The following is a 22686-nucleotide window of genomic DNA, read 5'->3' on the forward strand; positions in this document are numbered from 1 at the left end:
GAGCACCCTCGAACGGCCGTCGCGTTCGGACGCCGTACAGACGTGCAGAAAGGTGCGTCACGATGACCGATCACCACCATCTCCCCTCCCAGCTCGAAGTCAGCCCCGAGGCTCCCGACCGCAACCTCGCCCTCGAACTCGTCCGGGTGACCGAGGCGGGCGCCATGGCGTCGGGCCGCTGGGTCGGCCGCGGTGACAAGAACGGCGCGGACGGCGCCGCCGTGAAGGCCATGCGCACCCTGGTCTCCACCGTCTCGATGAACGGCGTGGTCGTCATCGGGGAGGGGGAGAAGGACGAGGCCCCGATGCTCTACAACGGCGAGCGGGTGGGCGACGGGACCGGCCCGGAGTGCGACGTGGCCGTGGACCCGGTGGACGGCACGACGCTGACGGCCAAGGGCATGGGCAACGCGGTGTCGGTGCTGGCAGTGGCCGAGCGCGGCTCGATGTTCGACCCCAGCGCCGTGTTCTACATGGACAAGCTGGTCACCGGCCCGGAGGCGGCGGAGTTCGTCGACATCACCGCCCCGCCCGCGGTCAACATCCGCCGGGTGGCCAAGGCCAAGGGCCGCTCCCCGGAGGACGTCACGGTGGTGATCCTCGACCGGCCCCGGCACGACGGCGTCGTGAAGGAGGTCCGGGAGTCGGGCGCCCGGATCAAGTTCATCTCGGACGGCGACGTCGCGGGCGCGATCATGGCCGCCCGGGAGGACACCGGTGTCGATCTGCTGCTGGGCATCGGCGGTACGCCGGAGGGGGTCATCTCCGCCTGCGCGATCAAGTGCCTGGGCGGTGTCGTCCAGGGCAGGCTGTGGCCCAAGGACGACGAGGAGCGGCGCAGGGCACTGGACGCGGGCCACGACCTGGACCGGGTGCTGACCACCGACGACCTGGTCAGCGGCGACAACGTCTTCTTCGTCGCCACCGGGGTCACCGACGGCGAACTGCTGCGCGGGGTGCGCTACCGCGGGGAGACCGCCGCCACCCAGTCGCTGGTGATGCGGTCGAAGTCCGGCACGATCCGGCTGATCGACTCCACCCACCGGCTGTCGAAGCTCCGCGCCTACAGCGCCATCGACTTCGACCGGGCGAGCTGACCGGGCGGGCCGGTCCTTCGCCTGCGCGAAGGACCGGCCCGCCCGTCAGGCGATGCGGGACACCTGTGCGGGCTGCACCGCGTCGGTGTCGCGGCGGCGGCGCCGGGCGAGCATCACCCTGCGCTCGGCCGCCGTCATGCCGCCCCACACCCCGTACGGCTCGGGCTGGAGCAGTGCGTGCTCGCGGCAGTCGATGAGCACGGGACAGCGCGCACAGACACGTTTGGCCGCCTGCTCCCGGGAAAGACGGGCCGCTGTGGGCTCCTTCGAGGGCGCGAAGAACAGCCCGGCCTCGTCCCTGCGGCAGACCGCCTCGGAGTGCCATGGCCCGGCTTGTTCCCGTGCGGACGTGCGCTGGACAGGGACGGCGGCGGCCTGCAGAGACTGATGCGGCGTTGGCAGCACGGGTCTACTCCTGACGACGGGCTACGGCTGTTCGATCTGTCGATTGAGTCACCTTGATCCGCCTGGCTGCGCACGGCGGTTCGCGCTGCGGCCGTACGAGAGACGATGCATCCGGCCTACCCACTGTGCGCGCGCTTATGCATACGGTGGCGTATCACCGGAGTCCCTTGCTCCGCCTCTGCTCGGGGCCCGGTGGCCGCCCTCCGGACGGCGGTCCGCAGGCCGTGCCCGCGGAGGCCGGATTTCCTTCCGCGAACATCGGTGGGCGGCGCACCGCCCGCCGTCCGGCTGCCGGGTGACCGGAGCCGCCGGGGGCCGGCCGAACCGGCTCCCGGGGCGTGCGCCCCCGCCGGGGCGGCCGCGGCGGTCATGCCGGCGAGCGGGGCCTGCCACCGCACCTGGAACCGGGGTACGGCCGGGGTCGCGCGCGGGACCGCGCACGAACGTCCCGGGAGGCCCGGGTGGACCGCGTCCGTACCGACGGCCGCCGGGGCCGGTGCCGGCCGGACGCGCGACGCGCGTCGTGCCCCCGGTCCTCAGGGCAGCAGGAGCTCGAACCACACCACCTTGCCGGTGCTCAGCCGGGTGGCGCCCCAGCGCCGGGCGAGCCGGTTGACCAGGTACAGCCCCCGGCCGCCCTCGTCCGTGGCCCGTGCCTGCCGCAGCCTGGGCAGCTGCGGCACGTCGTCCCCGACCTCGCAGCGCAGGGTGTCGGTACGCAGCAGCCGCAGCGTGATGGGCCGCTCGGCGTACCGCACGGCGTTGGTGACCACCTCGCTGACCAGCAGCTCGACCGAGTCCGTCAGCTCCTCCAGGTCCCACCGCTCCAGTGCCCGCCGCGCCAGCCGGCGGGCCTGCCGCGCGGTCTGGGCCCGCGGGTCGAGGTACCAGTACGCCACGTCGCTGGGCGGGATCCCGTCGAAGCGGGCCGCCAGCAGCGCGATGTCGTCGTCCCGGTCGCCGGGGCCGAGGATGTCCAGCACCTCGTCGCACAGCGGTTCCAGCGGCGGCGGGGTGTCCGGGCGGGTCAGCCCGGCCGTCTCGGTGAGCTTCTCGCGCAGCTGCTCGATCCCGGTCCACACGTCCCGGTGGCGGGACTCCACCAGCCCGTCGGTGTACAGCAGCAGCGTGGCCCCGGCGGGGGCGTCCAGCTCCACCGCCTCGAAGTCCACCCCGCCCACCCCGATGGGCGCGCCCGCCGGGATGTGGAGCACCTCCGCCCGGCCGTCGCGGTACAGCAGCACCGGCGGCGGATGCCCGGCGTTGGCCACCACGATCCGGTGCGCCACCGGGTCGTAGACGGCGTACAGGCAGGTCGCCATGCGGTCCGAGCCGAGGCGCTGGGCCTGTTCGTCCAGGTGGTGCAGCACCTCCTGGGGCGGCAGGTCCAGCCCCGCCAGGGTCTGCGCGGTGGTCCGCAGCTGGCCCATGATCGCCGCGGACGTCATGGAGTGGCCCATGACGTCACCGACGACGAGCGCCACCCGGCCGCCGGGCAGCGGTATCGCGTCGTACCAGTCGCCGCCCACCCGGGCGGTCTCGGCGGCCGGCAGGTACCGGCTGGCCAGCGTCACCCCGACCGGCTGGGGCAGCACGTCGGGGAGCATGGTGCGCTGCAGCTCGTCGGCGATGTACGCCTCACGGCCGTAGAGCACCGCCTTGTCCACGCCCAGCGCGGTGTGGGTGGCCAGCTGGGCGGCTACCAGCAGGTCGTCGGCGTCGAAGGCGGCCCGGTCCGGACGGCGCAGGAAGACGGCCGCGCCGATCACCCGGCGCCGGCCGCGCAGCGGGGCCAGGATCACCCGGCGCCCGCCCGGGACCTCGCAGCCGGAACCGAGCAGCTCGGGCAGCGCCCCGCGGGCGGTGGGCACATCGCCGAACACCGGCCGCACCCCGCGCAGCACCTCGGCCAGCGCGCCGCCGCCGCGCACCTCGACCAGCTCCGTTGCCCCGCCCCCGGTCCCGTCCGGCGGGACAGCCGACAGCGGCAGCGGGAACTCGCCGGTGTCGGAGGCCTCCGCCTCGGCACCGGCCGGGACGGGCGGCTGGACGGCGTAGTCCGGCAGCCGGTCGGTACGGCGCAGCCGCAGCACGGCGGGACCGGCGGGGCGCTCGTCCCCCACCGGCAGCGGGTCGCGCAGATAGACCAGGATCGCGTCGGCGAACGCGGGCACGGTGGCCCGGCACAGGCCGAGCACGGTCTCGTCCAGGTCCACGCCGCGGGCGATCCGCCGGGTGGCGGCGCCCACGAACCGCAGCCGGTCGCCGCCGCGCCGCTCCTGCTCGGCCCGCTCGTCCCCGCCGGGGTGCCCGGCGGCGCCGGGCGCGGTGTCCCGGGCGGTGTCCTCCGGGGTGCCGGGACGGCTGCGGCCGCCCGGTTCCGGTTCTGGGGCGCCGCCGGCCGGACGGGTGTGGCCGGTGTCCCGGGGATGCCCCGCCTCCGGCACGGGCGTCCCCGCCGGGGCGGCGGGCCGGGGGGCCCGGGGCGCGGCCGCCTCCGGCGGCTGGGCCGGAGCGCTGCGCGGAACGTCCTGGGAGGCGGCCGTGAGGTCGGGCGGACGGCGGTCGCTGTCGCGGGAGCCGGGAAGCGCGGTCTGCGCGGTCTCGGTACGGCCGGCCACGGGCGCGGCCGTGCGCGCGCCGCCGCCCGTCGGCCGGGCGGCGGACTGCTGGGGGGTCGGGTACTCCGTCACGCGTTGGGTTTCCATCCGTCCGGGGCCGCGCATCGGGCGTGCCCAGCGCTTCGAGGGCTGTTCGAGGGCTAGGAGCGTCGGCAGTGCAGGAAGAGCTGGATCTCGGGGGGGACGTCCGTGCTGGCCGGTGCGTACGTGAACGACTCCTCCCCGGCGATCTCGAAGCCCGCGTCGCGCACCACCTGGCGCAGTTCGTCCCGTAGATAGCCGGATACCCGGATCGTATTGCCCAGGAACGGAATCGCGAAGTCGTCCACATCCGCTTCGACCATACCCAGTGCCAGCAGCCCGCCGGGGTTCAGCTGCCCGTGCAGCATGCGCAGGGCGACCGGGATCTCGTCCCTGGGCAGCATCAGCAGGGCGAAGAAGGCGGTGATGCCGTCGAAGGGCCCCAGGTCGTGGTTCTCCAGATCGGCGATGTCCATCCGGTGGAACTCGGCGCCGGGGACGTTGTCCCGGCTGAGCTTGAGCATTCCGGGTGATATGTCGATGCCCGTGACCCGGTGCCCGGCCTCGAAGAGCTGGCGTGCCGTGGGGACCCCGGTGCCGCAGCCGACGTCCAGCACCCGCGACCCGGCGGGCAGCTGCCCGGCCAGCCAGGCGCCCGCGGCGAGCTGCCCCTCCTTGTGCGGGAATGCCTCGTCGTAGCGGTCGCCGATGGCGTCGAAGGCGTCGGCCTGGCCGGCGCGGTCGATCGCCGCCCGGTCCTCTTCCCTGTACGCCTGGTTGCCTTCCGTGGTGCTCATGTCTGGGGCTCCTCTCACGGACGTGCGCCAAGTCCTTTGTGAGGACCGGGGGTTCTGCTGCGGCTGAGGGTTTGCGGAGGTCGGGGTGATCTTACGGCCGGCCGCCCGGCGACACGGTGGGGTTTCACCGAATGCCCAAGGCCATCATGCGAGACGCGGGTGCGCCCTCACCAGCCCTCTCGGCCGTCCGGGTCCGGGGGCCGGTCCCAGTCCCCCGGCAGCCGGGGGATCCGCCAGGCGGGGTCGGGGCGCCAGTCCTCCCAGCCGTCCCGGAACGGGCTGTCCCAGGAGCGGACCGCCGCCTCGGCCCGCCGTCCCGCGGCCCGCACCCGTGCGGCCCCGTCGGCGTCCAGCAGGCCGACCCGCCGCGCCTGCGCGAACTCGTCCTCGTCCTTCCACTCCCAGCTGCGGTCGGGGTGGACGGCGAGATCCAGGAAGTGGTCCTCGGAGTCGACCCCGCCCGCCCAGCGGCGCAGCGGCTCCTCCAGGTTCACGTACCAGTTCCGGAAACGCCAGTCCCGCTCCCAGAACAGCCACACCGACCAGGGCTCGCCGGGCCGTGCGAGCTTGAGCACACCGGTGCCGGACCAGTGCGAGCGCACGGTGGTGCGCGGCTTGGTGTAGCGGGTGGCGAGCGGCTCCCGGTGCACGGGGGTGCCGTCGGCGAGCCGCGGCCGGACACAGACGGTGCCGGGGGCCACCCAGACGGCGAGCAGTCCGGGGGTGTCGCGGACGACGGTCACCGGGCGGCAGATGTGCGGGGCGGTGCCTCCGTTGGCCCGGTAGCGCCACAGGATGTGGTCTCCTGGCCGCCAGCGGGGACCGCCCGCCGTCTCCGTGTGCTCCGCCGTGTCCGCCGTCATGGGCGGATATTAGTCCGGCAGGCCGGGGTCCGCCCCGTCCGCCGCTCCGGGGCGGCGGACGGGGCGGCGGACGGGGACGAGGGTCAGGGCCGGGTCATGCGGAGCACGTCCAGTGCCTCGTCGAGCTGCTCCCGGGTGAGGTCGCCGCGCTCCACGTAGCCGGACTCCAGGACCACCTCCCGGATCGTCTTCCGCTCCGCCAGGGACCGCTTGGCGACCTTCGCGGCCTCCTCGTAGCCGATGTACCTGTTCAGCGGGGTGACCACGGAGGGGGAGGACTCCGCGTACTCGCGGGCGCGCTCGGCGTCCGCCTCGATGCCGTCGACCGTGCGGTCGGCCAGCAGCCGGGAGGCGGATCCCAGCAGCCGGACGGACTCCAGCAGATTGCGCGCCATCACCGGGAGCATCACGTTCAGCTCGAAGTTGCCGGACGCCCCGGCCGCCGCCACCGTGGCGTCGTTGCCCGTGACCTGGGCGGCGACCATCAGGACGGCTTCGGGGATCACCGGGTTGACCTTGCCGGGCATGATCGAGGAACCGGGCTGGAGGTCCGGCAGCCGGATCTCGGCCAGCCCGGTGCGCGGGCCCGACGCCATCCAGCGCAGATCGTTGCAGATCTTGGTCAGGCCGACGGCGATCGTCCGGAGCTGCCCGGAGGTCTCCACCAGGGCGTCGCGGGCCCCCTGCGCCTCGAAGTGGTCGCGGGCCTCGGTCAGCGGCAGGCCGGTGGTACGGGCCACCTCGGCGATCACCGCGGCCGAGAAGCCGGGCGGGGTGTTGATGCCGGTGCCCACCGCGGTGCCGCCCAGCGGCAGCTCGGCCAGCCGCGGCAGCGAGGCGCGCAGCCGCTCCACCCCGTACCGCACCTGGGCCGCGTAGCCGCCGAACTCCTGGCCGAGGGTGACGGGTGTGGCGTCCATCAGATGGGTGCGGCCGGACTTGACCACCCCGGCGAACTCGGCCGCCTTGCGCTCCAGCGCCGCCGCCAGGTGCTCCAGCGCCGGGATCAGGTCCGCGGTGACGGCGGCGGTGGCGGCGATGTGGATGGAGGAGGGGAAGACGTCGTTGGAGGACTGGCTGGCGTTGACGTGGTCGTTGGGGTGCACCGGGGCGCCCAGCCGCTCGCTCGCGAGGGTGGCGACGACCTCGTTCATGTTCATGTTGGAGGAGGTGCCGGAGCCGGTCTGGAAGACGTCCACCGGGAAGTGGTCGTCCCAGCGCCCCTCGGCGACCTCGGCGGCGGCCTCGGCGATCGCCCGGGCCATCGTGGCGTCCAGGACCCCGAGATCGGCGTTGACCTTCGCCGCGGCCTGCTTGATCCGGGCCAGCGCCTGGATGTGGGCACGTTCCAGGCGCCGGCCCGAGATCGGGAAGTTCTCCACGGCGCGCTGGGTCTGCGCCCGCCACTTGGCGTGTGCGGGCACCCGCACCTCGCCCATGGAGTCGTGTTCGGTCCGGTACTCGCCGTTTTCGCTCTCGCTCGTCCCAGTCATGGGGACAAAGCTACGTCCCGGCCGGGGTCAGTTCCCGGGGCGCACCGGGATGGAGGTGACGAAGGGCTTGGCGGGGCCGGGGTCGGTGAAGAAGTCGTTGCCCTTGTCGTCGACGACGACGAACGCGGGGAAGTCCTCGACCTCGATCCGCCAGACCGCCTCCATGCCCAGTTCCTCGTACTCCAGGACCTCCACCTTCCTGATGCAGTCCCGGGCCAGCCGCGCGGCCGGGCCGCCGATGGAGCCGAGGTAGAAGCCGCCGTGCTTCGCGCAGGCGTCGGTGACCTGCCTGCTGCGGTTGCCCTTGGCCAGCATCACGAAGGAGCCGCCCGCCGCCTGGAACTGCTCGACGTAGGCGTCCATGCGGCCGGCGGTGGTCGGGCCGAAGGAGCCGGACGCGTAGCCCTCGGGGGTCTTGGCCGGGCCCGCGTAGTACACGGCGTGGTCGCGCAGGTAGGCGGGCATCTCCTCGCCCGCGTCCAGCCGTTCCTTGATCCTGGCGTGGGCGATGTCGCGGGCGACGACCAGCGGGCCGGTCAGCGACAGCCGGGTCTTGACGGGGTGCTTGGACAGCTCGGCGCGGATCTCGTCCATCGGGCGGTTGAGGTCGATCCGCACCGCTTCCTCGTCCTGGACGCCGCCGAGCTCGGCGGCGGTGGTGTCGGGCAGGAAGCGCGCCGGGTCCCTCTCCAGCTGCTCCAGGAAGACGCCCTCGGCGGTGATCTTCGCCAGTGCCTGGCGGTCGGCGGAGCAGGAGACGGCGATGGCCACCGGGCAGGAGGCGCCGTGCCGGGGCAGCCGGACGACGCGTACGTCGTGGCAGAAGTACTTGCCGCCGAACTGGGCGCCGATGCCGAGCTTCTGGGTCAGCTCGAAGACCCGCTCCTCCATTTCCAGGTCGCGGAAGCCGTGGCCGGCCGGGGAGCCGGCGGTGGGCAGCGCGTCAAGGTAGTGCGCGGAGGCGTACTTGGCCGTCTTGAGGGCGTACTCGGCGGAGGTGCCGCCGACGACGACCGCCAGGTGGTACGGGGGGCAGGCGGCGGTGCCCAGGGAGCGGATCCGCTCCTCCAGGAAGCGCATCATGGCCGCCTCGTTCAGCACGGCCTTGGTCTCCTGGTAGAGGAAGGACTTGTTGGCGCTGCCGCCGCCCTTGGCCATGAACAGGAACTTGTAGGCGTCGCCGTCGGTGGCGTACAGCTCGATCTGCGCCGGGAGGTTGGTGCCGGTGTTCCGTTCCTCCCACATGGTCAGCGGGGCCAGCTGGGAGTAGCGCAGGTTGAGCCGTGTGTACGCGTCGTGGATGCCGCGCGAGAGGGCCGCCTCGTCGCCGCCCTCCGTCAGCACGTTCTGGCCGCGCTTGCCCATCACGATCGCGGTGCCGGTGTCCTGGCACATCGGGAGCACCCCGGCGGCGGCGATGTTGGCGTTCTTCAGCAGGTCCAGCGCGACGAAGCGGTCGTTGGCCGACGCCTCGGGGTCGTCCAGGATGCGGCGGAGCTGGGCCAGGTGCGCGGGGCGCAGGAAGTGGGAGATGTCGCGGACCGCCTCGGCGGCCAGCAGGCGCAGTGCCTCCGGCTCGACCTTCAGGAAGGTCCGCCCGCCCGCCTCGAACGTGCTGACGCCCTCGGCGGTGACCAGGCGGTACGGGGTGTCGTCCGCGCCCAGCGGCAGCAGGTCCGTGTAGGAGAACGCCGGGGAGTCCGGGCGGGGGGTCGCTGCGGCGTTCGGGCGGGGGTCGGCAGGCATGGGGTGGTCCGTTCCTTTCGCTGGCGGCCGGCGGCTGGCGGCGCCTCACAGCGTAAGACCCCGGCCGGCCGGCGGCCGGTGTGAGGTCGGGCTCACTCGGCGGCCCCGGCTTCCGCGGGATCGTCCGGCACCGCCCCTGGTCGCGATGTATCGCGTTCGCTAGGCTGGCCGGGTGGACGAGAAGACCTCTCTGCGGAAGCAGCCCGCCGAACAGTCCGCCGCACCGCCCGCCGCGCGGGCCGTCGACGAGGCGGACGTACGCGCCTCGGACGCCGACCGCGACCGGATCGCGGAGATCCTGCGCGAGGCACTCGCGGAGGGCCGGCTGGACACCGAGGAGCACGCCGAGCGGGTCGGCGCGGCCTACCGGGCGAAGACGATCGGCGAACTGCGGCCGCTGGTACGCGATCTGCCGGCGGCGCGCACCGGCGTCTTCCGGCCCTCTCCCGCCCCCGCACCGGAGTCCCGCGGTCCGTTCCCCGGCACGGCCCAGCCGGGTCCGCCGTGCGGTACGTCGTCCGGCCGGCACCTGCTCGCGATATTCGGCGGTGCCTCGCGCAAGGGACGCTGGCGGGTGGGTCCGCGGACCAGCGCCTTCGCCCTCTTCGGCGGCATCGAGATCGATCTCACCGAGGCCCTGTTCGACCACCGGGAGGTGGTCATCGACGCCACGGCGGTCTTCGGCGGCATCGAGATCAGAGTCCCGGAGAACATCACCCTGCGCGGTAGCGGCACCGGCATCATGGGCGGCTACGACGTGCGGTCGGCGGAGGCCGAGGATCCGGACGCGCCGGTGGTCGTGGTGCGCGGCGCGGCGGTCTTCGGCGGGGTGGAGGCCAGGCCCAAGCGGGGCAAGCGCCTGCGCGACCTGCGCCGCTGACGCGCCGTCGGCGGCGTCCGGCCCGGCCCGGCACGCGCCGCCCGTACGGCCCTCCCTCCGTGCGGGCCGTACGGGCGGCGCGTGCGCGGCGCGTCACTCGGTGCGCAGTCCGTCCGGGCGCATCATCCGCCACAGCGGCGGCAGACTCAGGACGGTCACCAGCAGGATCACACCGCCGCCCAGGCCCGCCATGGCGGCCAGGCTCGCCCAGTCGACCGCGAACGGCTCGGAGACCATCGACAGCAGGACCGCCCCCAGTCCGATCCCGCCGGCGATCGACAGCGCCAGGCCGAGCACCACGGGCAGCGCCGTCTGCCACAGCACCGACCAGGCCAGCGTGGCCCGGCGGGTACCGAAGGCGACCAGCACCGACAGCAGTTTCCGGCGCTCGCGCAGCTGCTCCAGGGTGGAGACGATCAGGCTGGCGCCGATCAGCACCAGTACCCCGGCGGCGCCGCCGTACAGGGCGCGCTGGATGAGCACGAACCTGTCGGCGGCGTCGCTGTCCGTCAGCTCCACCACGATGGTGCGGGGAGAACCGGGCTCCACGGCGTTGCGCACGTACTCCGCCGCGTCGGGCACCGACGGGTCGAGCCGCACCAGGACCTCGATCCGCCCGTCCTTGAGCCGGGAGGGATCGAGTGCCCCCGGGGTGGCGAGGATGCCCTCGGTGAGACTGCCCGCGGGGTCGGTCCGGGGCTCGGCCTCACGGACGTCGGCGGGGACGGTCCACGGGTCCGGGTCTCCGATCCGTACGTCTTCGCCCTTCTCCGGCACGTACTGCGGGACGTTCAGGTCGAGCCGCGCCCCGGGGCGGGAGCCGACGCCCTCGGGGTCGGTCGTGAAGACGTCGCCGTCGGTGCAGGAGCCGATGCGGGCCAACTCCGTCAGGGTGGCGCAGTCCGCCACGGTGACCTGCGTGTACACCGGGTCGCCGCCTCTCTCGGCGGGCATCGGGACATGGACCTTGGTGCTGCCCAGCGCCCGGCTCACCCCCCGGGTGTCCGCGAGCCGCCCGGTCAGCCCGGCGGCGCTCGCGCCGTTCTGGGCGTAGTCGATGACCTGCAGCTGAGCGCGGCCGGTGTCCTGGCCGGTCGGCCTGGTGTACTCCTCCTCCGCCGCGCTGAACAGCATCTGGACGGCGATGGCCCCGGCGACGGCGACCGTGATGCCGCTGACCGCGCGGGCCGCCGCTCCGCTGTCGAGCTGGAGCCGGCGGACGGCGAGCTGGAACGGGAGCGGCCCGCCCCGCAGCCGCGAGACGACCCACTCGATCAGCCAGGGCAGCACGGCGGTGACACCGACCAGCAGCAGCAGGATGCCCGCGGTGATGATGTAGGTGTCGAACGCCCCGGCGTCGGGGTCCATCCCGTCGAGCAGGGGGGACAGCAACAGCAGTCCGGCCACGGGCGGCAGCAGCCGCCACCACAGCCGCCGCCTGCGGACCCCGGAGCGGCGTACCACGCCGAGCGGCTCGATGGCGACGCCGCGCAGCGCCAGCAGGGTGACGGCCACCGCGGCGGCGGGCACGGCCAGCAGGATCAGCACGGCCAGCGGGGCGCTGGGCCGGACGTCGGACGGGAAGACGTTGATGTCGAAGAGCGTGATCCGGCCGATCACCTCACGCGCCGGCAGGAACAGCGCGATGCCCACGAGCAGTCCGAGGAGGGCCCCGACGAGGGCCTCCCCCGCGGCGATGCGCCGCACCGTCCGGCTGTCCGCGCCGACCAGCCGCAACGCGGCGAGCCGGCGGTCCCGGCGTTCGCCGCCGAAGCGCACGGCGGTGGCGACGAACACCCCGACCGGGAGCAGCAGCACCACACAGGTGACGACCACCAGCAGCAGCAGGAAGGGATCCAGGGGCTCCCGCTGGACGTCCTCGCCGAACTGGCCGATGCGGTAGCCGGAGCCGTCCGCTGTGGAGAGTTCGTCGGTGCCCGCCAGATAGGTGAGCTCGGCCGGGCCGCTCAGCCCCTCGTCGCCGATGGTGCCGACGATCCGCTGGGGCAGCCGCTCCCGCAGGAGCTCTCCCTCGGGCGAGGTGAGCAGGTCCTTCAGCGCTGGTGAGACGAGCATCTCGCCGGGGCCGGGGGCCTCGTCCACGCCCGGCGGCAGCGGCGGGTCCTCGCCCTCGGGCTGGAGGTACCGGCCGCGGATGTCCTCACCGCGGAAATCGGTGTCCGCCAGCGTGTACAGGGCGGTGTCCGCGGAGCGCTCCAGTTCGGCCGCCCCGTAGATCTCCCGGGCGTCGGTACGGGCGTCGCGGGCGGCGAACATGTGGGGCACGGAGGTCGCGATCATCAGCACGGCGACGCCGAGCCCGACGCCGATCGCCGTGAGGGCCGTACGGGCCCAGCCCTCGCGGCCGCCGGAGAGCGCGAAGCGGGCCCCCATCAGCAGGTCGGCGAGCCGGCCGGCGCCTCCGGCCGCCGGTGCGGGCGGCGGGTCCTCCGCGCCGGAGGGCGGTGCGGTGTCCCGGGTCTCCCGCCGGGATTCCAGCGCCCTCACGCCACACCCGCCATGTCCCGCACCCGGCCGTCGCGGACCACGATCTCGCGGTCGGAGTAGGCGGCGACCCGGGGCTCGTGGGTGACCAGCACCACGGCGGCCCGGGTGTCCCGGGCGGCCTCGGTCAGCAGCTGCATCACGCGCTCGCCGTTGAGGGAGTCCAGCGCGCCGGTGGGCTCGTCGGCGAAGACCACCCGCGGTCCGGTGACCAGGGCGCGGGCGACGGCGACGCGCTGGCCCTGGCCGCCGGAGACCTGCCCGGGGCGGTGGTGGCGCACGTCGTGCACCTCCAGCCGCTCCAGCCAGCCGGCCGCCTGCCGTTCGGCGTCCTTCCGGCCCATGCCGGCCAGCCGCAGCGGCAGGGCGACGTTCTCCACACAGGTCAGCTCGGGGACGAGCTGGCCGAACTGGAAGATGAAGCCGAACTCGGAGCGGCGCAGGGCGCTGCGCTGGGCGTCCGTCATCGCCGACAGCTCGCGGCCGCGGTAGTGGACCGCGCCGGAGTCGGGGCGGACGATGCCGGCCAGACAGTGCAGCAGGGTGGACTTGCCGGAGCCGGAGGGACCCATCACCGCGACGACCTCGCCGGACTGGACGGCGAAGTCCGCGCCGGCCAGCGCGGGGGTGGGGCCGTAGGACTTGTGCAGGTCGGTGGCGCTGAGAAACGAGTCGGTGGCGGTCATCCGCGCACCTCCTTGGCGAGTCGGTCGAGACGTGCGGCGGTCATCTCCAGCCAGCGCAGGTCGGCTTCGAGATGGAACAGTGCGTGGTCGCAGATGAGCTGGTCGGCGAGGTCGCCGCCCTGCTTGCGCCGGGTCAGCTCGCGCATCAGGCGCAGGTGCTCGGCGCGCTGGACGTCCAGCAGGTCTCCGGCGTCGCGCCCGGTCAGCAGCGCGAGGACGACCTTGGTGTAGAGGACGGACTGCAGATAGGGCTCGGGCTTCTCGGCGCGGCCGAGCCAGCCGGCGACATCGGTGATCCCGGCGTCGGTGATGGCGTAGCGCTTGCGTTCGGGCCCCTCGCCGGGCTCGATCCCGTCGACCTGGACCAGGCCGTTCTTCAGCAGCCGGGACATGGTCGAGTAGACCTGCCCGTAGTGCAGCGGGCGGTCGTGCCCGAAACGCTCGTCGAAGGCGCGCTTGAGGTCGTAACCGTGGCGCGGCCCGGTCTCCAGGATTCCCAGCAGGGTGTGGCCGATGGACATGCCCACCACTGTACATCACGTGTATACACGACGTGTATAGAGGGGAGTCATGCGGCACGACACCCATCTGACCAGGTATTTTCCCAGCCCTTGCGGATCCGGTCCGGGGTCAGTCCTCCGCGCGGGGCGGGCGCCCCCGGCGGGGGTGGGGACGGGCGTCCCCCGGCATCCGGCCGGCCTCGTTCAGCGCCCGGCGCAGCAGGTAGTCGATCTGCGCGTTGGTGCTGCGCAGCTCGTCCGCCGCCCAGCCGGCGAGCGCGTCGTGGACCGCCGGGTCCAGCCGCAGCAGCACCTGCCTGCGCTCCCGCCGGGGCCGGGGGCGGGGCCCCGGTTCCGGTTCCGGTTCCGGCTCGGAACCGGAACCGGGGCCCCGCTGCGGCGCCGTCACTGGTACAGCGTCCCGGTGTTGAGGACCGGCTGGGGCGAGCGGTCACCGCAGAGCACCACCAGGAGGTTGCTGACCATGGCGGCCTTGCGCTCCTCGTCCAGCTCGACGAAGTCCTGCGCGGCGATCCGGGCGACGGCGTCCTCGACCATGCCGCAGGCGCCGTCCACGATCGTCCGGCGCGCCGCGACCACCGCGCCCGCCTGCTGGCGCTGGAGCATCGCGGCGGCGATCTCGGGGGCGTAGGCCAGATGCGTGAAACGCGACTCGACGATCCGCACCCCCGCCGCCCGCACCCGGGCGGTCAGCTCCACGGCGAGCTTCTCGGTGATCTCCTCGGCGTTGCCGCGCAGCGACAGGCCGTCCTCCTCGTGGGCGTCGTACGGGTACTCGATCGCGATGTGCCGTACGGCGGCCTCGGTCTGGGTGGAGACGAACTCCAGGAAGTCGTCCACCTCGAAGGTGGCCTGTGCGGTGTCCTCCACCTGCCAGACGACGACGGCGGCCAGCTCCACCGGGTTGCCGTAGGCGTCGTTGACCTTGAGCACGGCCGTCTCGTGGTTGCGGACCCGGGTGGATATCTTCGCGCGGCTGGTCAGCGGGTTGACCCAGCGCAGCCCGTCCTCACGGATGGTGCCGGTGTAGCGCCCGAAGAGCTGGACCACCCGGGCCTCGCCGGGCGCCACCATGTTGAGCCCCGCCATGGCGAAGAGCGAACCGGCCACGAGCAGCGCCCCCAGGACGATCAGCGTCACTCCGGCCCCGCCCGAGCCGTCGGCGGTCAGTCCCGCCCCGAGGAGGATGCCGCCCACCCCGAGCAGCAGCCCCAGCAGACCGAGCAGCAGGGCGAGCCCGCCGGGGACGGAGCGGGCGGGCTTCTCCCGCACCCGCGGTGCGGGCATCCGCGGAAGGTCTCTGACCGTGGGCATGGTGTCGGCGGACATGGCGGTTCCCCGTTTCGTTCTGGTGCGTTCTAGCAATGTGATAGCACATTATCCTGACGGGACCCGCTCCGGAAGCCCGGGGAGGCACCCGAGGACACGAGGACACCCGAAGACACCCGAAGACACCGCCGGGGGCCCCGCCGTGCGGCGGGGCCCCCGGGGAGCCCACGAGGGACCGGGAAGTCCGGTGGAGGAGGCGGCGGGAACTCCGCTACCGCTCCGGAGCGCCCGCTCCCGGGCCGCTCTCCCCCGCCGCCGCGCCGCCCGCCGCGACCTCCGGCACCGCGAACTCGGCGGTGGCGCCGTGCGGGGTGGCCTCGCCGTGCATCGCGTTCTGGGCCGCGTACTCGCGCAGGTAGCCGACCACGGAGTTGAGCACCGCCACCACCGGCACCGCCACCACCGCGCCGGGGATGCCCGCCAGCAGGCTCCCGCCGGTCACCGCCAGCACCACGCCCAGGGGATGCACCCGCACCAGCCGGCCGAGGATGAAGGGCTGGAGCACATGGCCCTCCAGTTGCTGCACGGCCAGCACCACCGCCAGGACGAGCAGCGCGGTGACCATGCCGTTGGTCACGAAGGCGACCAGGACCGCCAGCGTCCCGGAGGTGAAGGCGCCGACGATCGGGACGAAGGCGGACAGGAAGACGATCACGGCCAGCGGCACCGCCATCGGCACGTCCAGGAAGTAGATGCCGACCCCGATGAAGAAGCCGTCGATGAAGGCCACGATCACCGTGCCGCGCACATAGCTGGTGAGCGTCGTCCACGCCCTCGGCCCGGCACCGGCGATACCGTCCCGCGCGGGCCGGGGCACGAAGTTGAGCGTCCAGTTCCACACCCGCCGGCCGTCGTAGAGCAGGAAGATCGCCACGAACAGCGCCAGCGCCGCGCCGGTGAGGAACTCCACCACGACGGTCACGCCCTGCAGACCGGCGTCGGTGATCGCCTGCGTGTTGCCGCCGATCCAGTCGTTCAGACTGTCCGCGACGTTGTTGATCTGCTCCTCGGTGACGTGGAACGGGCCGTCCAGCAGCCAGTTCCGCAGTTCCTCGATGCCGTCCTGCACCTGGCGGGTGAGGTCGTCGATGTTCTCCATCACCTGCCAGACCACGAACCAGCCCACCAGCCCCAGGGCCGCCACACCGGTGACGAAGGTGATCGCGGTGGCCGCGCCCCGCCCCACGCCCAGCCGCCGCAACCGGGCGACCGTGGGCTGGAGCAGCGCGGTGAGCAGCAGGCCGACGGAGAAGGCCAGGACCAGCAGGCTGAACGCGCTGATCACCTTCATCAGGACGTAGAGCACCCCCGCCAGGACCAGCAGCCGCCAGCCCACCTCGGCCGCCACCCGCACCCCCCACGGCACCATGACGGCGGGCGGCGGCCCGGACGGGGGCTGCACCGGCGAGGCGGCGGGGCCCGCGGAGGACGGCGGCGGGGAGCCGCCCCCCGCCGTCGCCGCCGGGGCGGGGGAACGGACGGACGTGGCCGGCGGGGTGTCGTCCGGCTCCTTCCCGGCCTGTGCCAGGCGCTCACTCAGCCGGTCGGCGAGGCGCGACACGCCCTTCCTCAGGCTCTGCAGTCTCGACATGCCGCTTCCTTCGCCCCCTGTGTTCCCTCTGGCCGGTTTTCCGGCCGGCTCCAGTATGAGCCGACCGGCCGGGGCCGGTACGCGCGTCCGCACCGGCCGTCTCGTCATGGGACGAGATCACCGGGATGAACGGTTGCTCCGGACCGGACACACCAAACCCCCCGTCCGGCGGACGGGGGGTTCGGACCGTTCCTCACGGCCCGGTACGGCTCAGTACCAGTGGTTGGCCTGCCAGAACTCCCAGGCGCCGCAGGGGCTGCCGTAGCGGTCGTTCATGTAGTTCAGGCCCCACTTGATCTGGGTGGCCGGATTGGTGCGCCAGTCGGCACCGGCCGAGGACATCTTCGAGGCGGGCAGCGCTTGGACGAGCCCGTACGCGCCCGAGGACGGGTTCTCGGCGCGGTAGTTCCAGCTGCTCTCGCGCTCGACGATGCTGGAGAAGCACTGGAACTGGCCGCCGCCCACGATCTGCTGGGCCATCGCCTTGACCTCGGCCACGGTGTAGGAGCTCTGCGCCGGGAAGTCGGCGCGCTCCGCGGAGCGGCTGGCGGCCTGCTGCCGCTCCTTCTCTCGCTGCTCGGCCTCCTTGGCGGCCTTGGCCGCCTTCTCCGCGGCCTCCCTCTTGGCCTTCGCGTCCGCGGCCGCCTGCTTGCGGGCGGCCTCCTCGGCGGCCTTCTTGGCCTCCGCGTCCGCGGCGACGGCGGCGTTGTCCGCCTGCTGTGTGAGGGAAGCGGTCTGTACCTGGGCCTGCTGGCCGACGGGTATGTCTGCGAGGAGCGTCGCGTCCGCGGCAGTGGCCTCGACCGGTTCGGTCGATCCCTGCTCGTTCCCCGAGGCCACTCCGACGACAGCGCCGACGGTGGTGACCGCGGTGGCGGATGCCACGGCGAACCCCCGGACCGAGATCCGAGTCACACGGTTTCCTTCCACACTGCCCGCTCGGGTGACCCCGCGGGCGCAATCGTGCCCCTGACACTGACCTCCCCACGCGCTGGTCACGGGAGGCGCTGGCCCGGCCGGATCCCTCCGGTCGGAGGGACCGCGTGATGCTTCGGGCGGCGTACGGCGTTCCGTTGTTGACTTGTGGGCGCCGCACCCGGTGGTGCGGATGGTGGCGGTGTGCCGTACGCGGGGCCTGACAGGACCCACACACTGCCGGACACGGAACGACGGATGCAATTCTGTGACACGTGGGAAAGCTCACACCCCTCCCGGCACTCCGATTCCCCGGAAAAGGGCGCGCGGAAGGCCCCGCACGGCTAGGCTGCTGCGCTTCGCCGTGCGGGGTCTTCCGTACGAACCGGGCCGAAGTCACCCCCGGACGCGGCCGATTGCGACCGGACACCGCCACACCGAGCCGAACGGCACCGAACGCGGCTGAACACGGCCGGATACGGCCCAGTACGGCTAGATGCGGCCCTCTTCCAGCATCTCGGTCACCAGCGCCGCGATCGGCGACCGCTCGGACCGGGTGAGGGTGATGTGGGCGAACAGCGGATGCCCCTTGAGCCGTTCGACCACGGCGACCACCCCGTCGTACCGCCCGACCCGCAGGTTGTCGCGCTGGGCGACGTCGTGGGTGAGGACCACCCGGGAGTCCTGCCCGATCCGCGACAGCACCGTCAGCAGGACGTTCCGCTCCAGGGACTGGGCCTCGTCGACGATCACGAACGCGTCGTGCAGGGAACGGCCGCGGATGTGCGTGAGCGGCAGCACCTCCAGCATGCCGCGGGCCACGACCTCCTCGATCACCTCACGGGACGTCACCGCCGAGAGGGTGTCGAAGACCGCCTGCGCCCAGGGGTTCATCTTCTCGTCGGCGGTGCCCGGCAGATAGCCCAGTTCCTGGCCGCCGACCGCATACAGCGGCCGGAACACCATGACCTTGCGGTGCTGCCGCTTCTCCAGCACCGCCTCCAGGCCGGCGCACAGCGCCAGCGCCGACTTGCCGGTGCCGGCCCGGCCGCCCATCGAGAGGATGCCGACCTCCGGGTCGAGCAGCAGGTCCAGCGCGATGCGCTGCTCGGCACTGCGTCCGTGGATGCCGAACGCCTCGCGGTCGCCGCGCACCAGTCTGACCCGCCCCTCGGGCGTCACCCGGCCCAGCGCGCTGCCCCGCTCGGACTGCAGGACGAGCCCGGTGTGCACCGGCAGTTCGGCGGCCTCGGGCACGTACACGCTCTCCGCGGCGAACAGCTCGTCCACGTCCTCGCCGGCCAGGGTCAGTTCGGCCATGCCCGTCCAGCCGGATTCGGTGATGGCCAGTTCCGCGCGGTACTCCTCGGCCAGCAGCCCGACGGAGGACGCCTTGATGCGCAGCGGGAGGTCCTTGGAGACGACGGTGACGTCGTATCCCTCGGCCTGGAGGTTCCTGGCCACCGCCAGGATGCGCGAGTCGTTGTCGGCCGGTCTGCCGTGGTCGCCCCGCATGGTGGAGGGCAGGATCGCCGGGTCGGAGTGGTTCAGCTCCACCCGGAGCGTGCCGCCCAGCTCGCCGATCGGGATGGGGGCGTCCAACCGCCCGTGCAGCACCCGGTACTCGTCGAGCCGCCGCAGCGCCTGGCGGGCGAAGTAGCCCAGTTCCGGGTGGTGCCGCTTGGCCTCCAGCTCCGTGACCACGACGACCGGGAGCACGACTTCGTGCTCGTCGAAGCGGGTCAGGGCCGACGGGTCGGCGAGCAGGACACTGGTGTCGATGACGTAGGTGCGCCGGTCGTGCTCACGACGCTTGGTTCTGGTCACCACGGGTGGACGGACCCCCTCGGAAGAGTTCGGGGTGCGACGGCGTCGCGGGGGAAGAGACCGGGCTCCGGCCCCGGTGCACGGGCCGGGCACCGGCCCTCCGCGTCCTCCGTGCGTCTCGCACGGACGTCCGTGGTGTGCAAAGGGCCTCCCGGGGCCGCCCCCTGGATCGGGGACCGGCCTGAAGGGGGTATTCCCTGCGCGTCCCCGTGCCATGCAACGGCATATGCCGCAGACCGGGTGAACAGCTGGTGGCCTGCCGGGGCCGGTGTCCCGTCAGGAGCCGTACCGGCGGTGGCGCGCCGCGTAATCCCGCAGCGCGCGCAGGAAGTCCACCTTCCGGAAGGCGGGCCAGAACACGTCGCAGAAGTAGTACTCCGAGTGCGCGCTCTGCCAGAGCATGAAGCCCGACAGCCGCTGCTCACCGCTGGTGCGGATCACCAGGTCCGGGTCGGGCTGCCCCCGGGTGTACAGGTGCTCGGCGATGTCCTCCAGGGACAGGTTCTCCGCCAGCTCGCCCAGGCTCGCGCCCCGCGCGGCCCGCTCGGCGAGCAGGGAGCGCACGGCGTCGACGATCTCCTGCCGCCCCCCGTAGCCGACGGCGACGTTGACGAGTATCCCGCGGTTGTCCGCGGTGGTCTGCGCCGCCTCCTTCAGGACCCGCTGGGTGTGGTCGGGCAGCAGGTCGAGCGCGCCGACGTGGTGCACCCGCCAGCGGCCGTCCGCGGCCAGGTCCCGCACCGCGTCCTCGATGATCGCCAGCAGGGGGTTGAGCTGTTCGGGGGGCCGGTTGAGATTGTCCGTGGACAGCAGCCACAGCGTGACCACCTCGACGTCCGTCTCGGCGCACCAGCCCAGCAGCTCCCGGATCTTCTCGGCGCCGGCCTGGTGCCCCTGCTCGGTCGTACCGCCGGCGGCCCGCGCCCAGCGGCGGTTGCCGTCGAGGATGACACCGATGTGCTTGGGCACCTGGGTGTGGTCCAGCCGGCCCTCCACCCGGTGGGTGTAGAGCTTGTAGACCAGCCGGCGCAGCCACTGGGGGTACCGGGTGCCTCCCCGGGAAGATCGCAGCATCGGTTTGTCAGCCCCTCCATGCCGGTCCCGAACGTGTGGCCCCGTCCGGCCGACCTGGGTGGATCAGCCCGCGACCCCGGTCCGCCACCCCGGGCGGACAGGCTTCTCCCGGCGGAACCGGGCGGGGTTCCCGGCCGGGACCGGGCGGGGCGGGGCCCGCGGAGACCGGCCGGACGGGACCTGAGAACCTTACTGCGGGTCCGCACAACCGCACGAACCGGGATTGTCACAGAACAGTGATAAGCGGGCCCGGCTGTGAAGCGGGCCGGCCCGTGGGGGGGGATACGGGCCGGCCCGAGGGGGGCTTCCACCATAGCCGCCGCGGGCGCGCGCACCGTGCACCGACAGCCCGTTTCACCCTCCCGTATCTCCCCGGTGCGCTCCCAGCACCAGACCCGCCAGGGCGCCCGCCACCATGAACGGCCCGAACGGCATGGCCGCCTTGCGGCTCGCCCGGCCCAGGAGGACCAGCGTCATCCCGTGGACCGCGCCCAGCGCGAAACCCGCGAAGGCCCCCGTCAGCAGGGTGCCCCAGCCGTACCACCCGAGGGCCGTCCCCACCGGAACCGCCAGCTTGACGTCACCGAGCCCCATGCCGCGCGGACTGACCAGGAACAGCCCGAGGTACACCGCGCCCAGCACCAGCCCGCCCAGCAGGGCTCCCGTCCAGCTGCCGCCCGCCCCGGGCAGCAGCGCGGCGACGCCCAGCAGGGCCGCGCAGGCCGCCGCCAGCGGCAGGGTCACCACGTCCGGCAGCCGGTGGACCCTGCGGTCCACGGCCGCCAGCAGCACCGCGAACGGCGCCAGCAGCAGCCACACGCCCAGCTCCGGCCGGCTCCCGACGGCCGCCGCGAGCAGCGCGCACACCGCCGCCGTCACCGCGGCCGTGCCCGCGGCGCCCGGCCCGTACGCCCCGCTGCTCCCGCACGTCCGGCAGCGGGCCGGACCCGCCCAGCCCGACAGCGGGCCCCGCAGCGGATGGCCGCCGGGGCACTCCGCGCGCCACGCCGTCCCCGGCTCCACGGCGAGCCGGTACACGGCGCGCGGCACCAGCAGCCCGGCGGCGGCGCCGTAGCCGGCGGCGAGGGCGATCAGCGCGCAGTACACGCCGCGAGCGTACGGCGGACGGCCGGTTCCGGGTACGGCTTGTGGAACCCGGGGGCTCCTCTGGTAGAACCCGGCACGGGCACCACAGCACGGGCACGGGTCGTACGGGACGAGGGGAAGCGCCATGGGCCGCCGGCGGGACGGACGGGGAGTGCTGCGTGTCCCCGCGGAGGGCCCGGCGGGGACCCCGGTGGAGGTTCCGGTGGAGATCGCCGCGTCCCCCGGGGCCCGTACCCGCGGCCTGCTGGGGCGCGACGGCGTCGAGGGAGCGCTCCTGCTGAGCCCCGCGAGCGGTGTGCACACCTTCCGGATGCGGTTCGCGATCGACGTGGCCTACCTCGACCGCGGTCTGCGGGTGCTGGCGGTGCGGACCATGCGGCCCGGGCGCCTCGGCCTCCCCCGGCTGCGCGCCCGCCATGTGCTGGAGGCCGAGGCGGGCGCCATGGCGCGCTGGGGGCTGCGGCCGGGCGTACGGGTGGCGCTGGAGCCGTGAGGCCGGGCCCATGGGTCCGGGTCCGGGAGCAGCCGGTGGTCCCGGACGGTCGTCCCGGTCATCCGCCGCGCGGGAAGGAGACCTCGACGCGGCGGTTCTTCTTGCGGCCCTCCTCCGTGGAGTTGTCGGCGATGGGGTAGTCCTCGCTGTAGCCGCGGATCCGGAAGGTGACCTGCGCGGTGAGCTCCTTCAGCAGCTGCCGGTGCACCGACTCCGCACGCCGCTTGGAGAGGTCCCTGCCGTGCGCGTAGGAGCCCAGGTTGTCGGTGAAGCCGAAGACGTTGACCTCCGTGGCGCCCTGCTTGTCGATCTCCGCGGCGATGTCCTTGATGCGGGCGTGCGCCTCGGCGTTCAGCCTGGCGCTGTCCCGGCCGAAGAGCACCTCGGCCTGGAGCGTGAACTTGGTCTGGAAGTTGGAGTCCTCGCGCCGTTCCGCGCCGCCCTGCTCCTCCACGATGGAGCGGATGTCGAGGACCTTGGGCTCCTTGAGGGTGGCGCCGTCCTTCATCATCAGGCCGGGCGCGTTCTGGTCCACCTCGACCGGTGGGGACGGGGTGGGGGCGAAGCCCGGCGGCGAGCTGGGACCTCCGGGCTCGGCGGACGCGGTGCCCGGCGCCGTCACCGTGAGGGCGGCCACGGCAAGGAACACACCGGCGCCCGCGGCGACGGTGCGCCGCACTGTGAGGGTGCGCGGTCGATCGGTCATCGCTGCGCG

20 protein-coding genes are annotated in these 22686 nt (G+C 73.5%); 3 read left to right on the forward strand and 17 right to left on the reverse strand.

The features are described 5' to 3' along the window. Positions 1–62: 62 nt before the first annotated feature. A complete protein-coding gene (glpX, locus tag V1L54_RS07495) occupies positions 63–1097 on the forward strand; it encodes a class II fructose-bisphosphatase (RefSeq protein WP_330117095.1) in 1035 nt (344 codons plus the stop codon). Between the two features lie 45 nt (positions 1098–1142). Here the strand turns inward: glpX and V1L54_RS07500 are convergent, their stop codons facing one another. From V1L54_RS07500 to V1L54_RS07525, 6 genes are all read right to left on the reverse strand, one after another. Further along, positions 1143–1502 carry a WhiB family transcriptional regulator gene (locus V1L54_RS07500; protein ID WP_330117096.1) on the reverse strand — a complete coding sequence of 120 codons (360 nt, stop codon included), beginning with the start codon at positions 1500–1502 and terminating at the stop codon, positions 1143–1145. A 536-nt stretch (positions 1503–2038) separates the two neighbouring features. Further along, a complete protein-coding gene (locus V1L54_RS07505) occupies positions 2039–4210 on the reverse strand; it encodes a SpoIIE family protein phosphatase (RefSeq protein WP_443076525.1) in 2172 nt (723 codons plus the stop codon). A gap of 53 nt (positions 4211–4263) precedes the next feature. Further along, entirely contained in the window at positions 4264–4941 is a 678-nt protein-coding gene (locus V1L54_RS07510) for a class I SAM-dependent DNA methyltransferase (protein WP_330117098.1), read from the reverse strand. 167 nt (positions 4942–5108) lie between these two features. Further along, entirely contained in the window at positions 5109–5804 is a 696-nt protein-coding gene (gene fomD, locus V1L54_RS07515; protein ID WP_330117099.1) for a cytidylyl-2-hydroxypropylphosphonate hydrolase, read from the reverse strand. An 83-nt stretch (positions 5805–5887) separates the two neighbouring features. Next, entirely contained in the window at positions 5888–7297 is a 1410-nt protein-coding gene (locus tag V1L54_RS07520; RefSeq protein ID WP_330117100.1) for a class II fumarate hydratase, read from the reverse strand. A 27-nt stretch (positions 7298–7324) separates the two neighbouring features. Then, complete coding sequence (locus tag V1L54_RS07525) at positions 7325–9043, reverse strand: fumarate hydratase (RefSeq protein WP_330117101.1); 1719 nt, start codon at positions 9041–9043, stop codon at positions 7325–7327. 172 nt (positions 9044–9215) lie between these two features. On the opposite strand from V1L54_RS07525, the gene V1L54_RS07530 reads away from it, so the two are divergent. Then, complete coding sequence (locus V1L54_RS07530) at positions 9216–9923, forward strand: DUF1707 SHOCT-like domain-containing protein (protein WP_330117102.1); 708 nt, start codon at positions 9216–9218, stop codon at positions 9921–9923. 93 nt (positions 9924–10016) lie between these two features. On the opposite strand, the gene V1L54_RS07535 is transcribed toward V1L54_RS07530, so the two are convergent. The 10 genes from V1L54_RS07535 to V1L54_RS07580 all read right to left on the reverse strand — a co-directional run bounded on the left by V1L54_RS07535 (position 10017) and on the right by V1L54_RS07580 (position 21478). After that, positions 10017–12431, reverse strand: a complete 2415-nt coding sequence (locus V1L54_RS07535) for an ABC transporter permease (RefSeq protein ID WP_330117103.1) — start codon at positions 12429–12431, stop codon at positions 10017–10019. Next, the gene (locus tag V1L54_RS07540) at positions 12428–13114 is read right to left on the reverse strand and encodes an ABC transporter ATP-binding protein (protein ID WP_330117104.1); all 687 of its coding nucleotides are present in this window, start codon (positions 13112–13114) and stop codon (positions 12428–12430) included. Before V1L54_RS07540 ends, V1L54_RS07535 begins: the two co-directional genes overlap by 4 nt. After that, positions 13111–13635, reverse strand: coding sequence for a PadR family transcriptional regulator (locus V1L54_RS07545; RefSeq protein ID WP_330117105.1), 525 nt, complete (start codon positions 13633–13635; stop codon positions 13111–13113). The genes V1L54_RS07540 and V1L54_RS07545 overlap by 4 nt, the downstream gene beginning before the upstream one ends. 109 nt (positions 13636–13744) lie before the next feature. Continuing rightward, positions 13745–14023 carry a type II toxin-antitoxin system antitoxin gene (locus V1L54_RS07550; RefSeq protein ID WP_443076526.1) on the reverse strand — a complete coding sequence of 93 codons (279 nt, stop codon included), beginning with the start codon at positions 14021–14023 and terminating at the stop codon, positions 13745–13747. Continuing rightward, positions 14020–14964: an SPFH domain-containing protein gene (locus V1L54_RS07555; protein ID WP_330117107.1), complete on the reverse strand. Its 945-nt coding sequence runs from the start codon at positions 14962–14964 to the stop codon at positions 14020–14022. The genes V1L54_RS07550 and V1L54_RS07555 overlap by 4 nt, the downstream gene beginning before the upstream one ends. Positions 14965–15175: 211 nt before the next feature. Beyond that, positions 15176–16555, reverse strand: coding sequence for an AI-2E family transporter (locus V1L54_RS07560; protein WP_330117108.1), 1380 nt, complete (start codon positions 16553–16555; stop codon positions 15176–15178). Between the two features lie 210 nt (positions 16556–16765). Further along, positions 16766–17470 carry an aggregation-promoting factor C-terminal-like domain-containing protein gene (locus tag V1L54_RS07565; protein ID WP_330117109.1) on the reverse strand — a complete coding sequence of 235 codons (705 nt, stop codon included), beginning with the start codon at positions 17468–17470 and terminating at the stop codon, positions 16766–16768. A gap of 492 nt (positions 17471–17962) precedes the next feature. Continuing rightward, on the reverse strand, positions 17963–19300 hold the full coding sequence (gene phoH2, locus V1L54_RS07570) for an RNA 5'-3' helicase PhoH2 (protein ID WP_330117110.1): 1338 nt from the start codon (positions 19298–19300) through the stop codon (positions 17963–17965). Between the two features lie 273 nt (positions 19301–19573). After that, positions 19574–20371 (reverse strand): isoprenyl transferase, encoded by a 798-nt coding sequence (locus tag V1L54_RS07575; RefSeq protein ID WP_330117111.1) that lies wholly within the window; start codon positions 20369–20371, stop codon positions 19574–19576. 354 nt (positions 20372–20725) lie between these two features. Then, a complete protein-coding gene (locus V1L54_RS07580) occupies positions 20726–21478 on the reverse strand; it encodes a prepilin peptidase (protein ID WP_330117112.1) in 753 nt (250 codons plus the stop codon). 124 nt (positions 21479–21602) lie between these two features. Here V1L54_RS07580 and V1L54_RS07585 point away from each other — a divergent pair, with 124 nt between their 5' ends. Further along, a complete protein-coding gene (locus tag V1L54_RS07585) occupies positions 21603–21971 on the forward strand; it encodes a DUF192 domain-containing protein (protein WP_330117113.1) in 369 nt (122 codons plus the stop codon). Between the two features lie 58 nt (positions 21972–22029). Here the strand turns inward: V1L54_RS07585 and V1L54_RS07590 are convergent, their stop codons facing one another. After that, positions 22030–22677 (reverse strand): OmpA family protein, encoded by a 648-nt coding sequence (locus V1L54_RS07590; RefSeq protein ID WP_330117114.1) that lies wholly within the window; start codon positions 22675–22677, stop codon positions 22030–22032. Positions 22678–22686 lie beyond the last annotated feature (9 nt).

The organism is Streptomyces rubellus (assembly GCF_036323805.1).
Taxonomy (GTDB): domain Bacteria; phylum Actinomycetota; class Actinomycetes; order Streptomycetales; family Streptomycetaceae; genus Streptomyces.

Bases quoted from the DNA above. Each gene is read 5' to 3' on its own strand.
- V1L54_RS07555 (WP_330117107.1), bottom strand. From the start codon at position 14,964: ATGTCCGCCGACACCATGCCCACGGTCAGAGACCTTCCGCGGATGCCC.
- V1L54_RS07560 (WP_330117108.1), bottom strand. From the start codon at position 16,555: ATGTCGAGACTGCAGAGCCTGAGGAAGGGCGTGTCGCGCCTCGCCGAC.
- V1L54_RS07505 (WP_443076525.1), bottom strand. From the start codon at position 4,210: ATGGAAACCCAACGCGTGACGGAGTACCCGACCCCCCAGCAGTCCGCC.
- V1L54_RS07575 (WP_330117111.1), bottom strand. From the start codon at position 20,371: ATGCTGCGATCTTCCCGGGGAGGCACCCGGTACCCCCAGTGGCTGCGC.
- V1L54_RS07525 (WP_330117101.1), bottom strand. From the start codon at position 9,043: ATGCCTGCCGACCCCCGCCCGAACGCCGCAGCGACCCCCCGCCCGGAC.
- V1L54_RS07545 (WP_330117105.1), bottom strand. From the start codon at position 13,635: ATGTCCATCGGCCACACCCTGCTGGGAATCCTGGAGACCGGGCCGCGC.
- V1L54_RS07510 (WP_330117098.1), bottom strand. From the start codon at position 4,941: ATGAGCACCACGGAAGGCAACCAGGCGTACAGGGAAGAGGACCGGGCG.
- glpX (WP_330117095.1), top strand. From the start codon at position 63: ATGACCGATCACCACCATCTCCCCTCCCAGCTCGAAGTCAGCCCCGAG.
- V1L54_RS07520 (WP_330117100.1), bottom strand. From the start codon at position 7,297: ATGACTGGGACGAGCGAGAGCGAAAACGGCGAGTACCGGACCGAACAC.
- V1L54_RS07540 (WP_330117104.1), bottom strand. From the start codon at position 13,114: ATGACCGCCACCGACTCGTTTCTCAGCGCCACCGACCTGCACAAGTCC.
- V1L54_RS07590 (WP_330117114.1), bottom strand. From the start codon at position 22,677: ATGACCGATCGACCGCGCACCCTCACAGTGCGGCGCACCGTCGCCGCG.
- fomD (WP_330117099.1), bottom strand. From the start codon at position 5,804: ATGACGGCGGACACGGCGGAGCACACGGAGACGGCGGGCGGTCCCCGC.
- V1L54_RS07585 (WP_330117113.1), top strand. From the start codon at position 21,603: ATGGGCCGCCGGCGGGACGGACGGGGAGTGCTGCGTGTCCCCGCGGAG.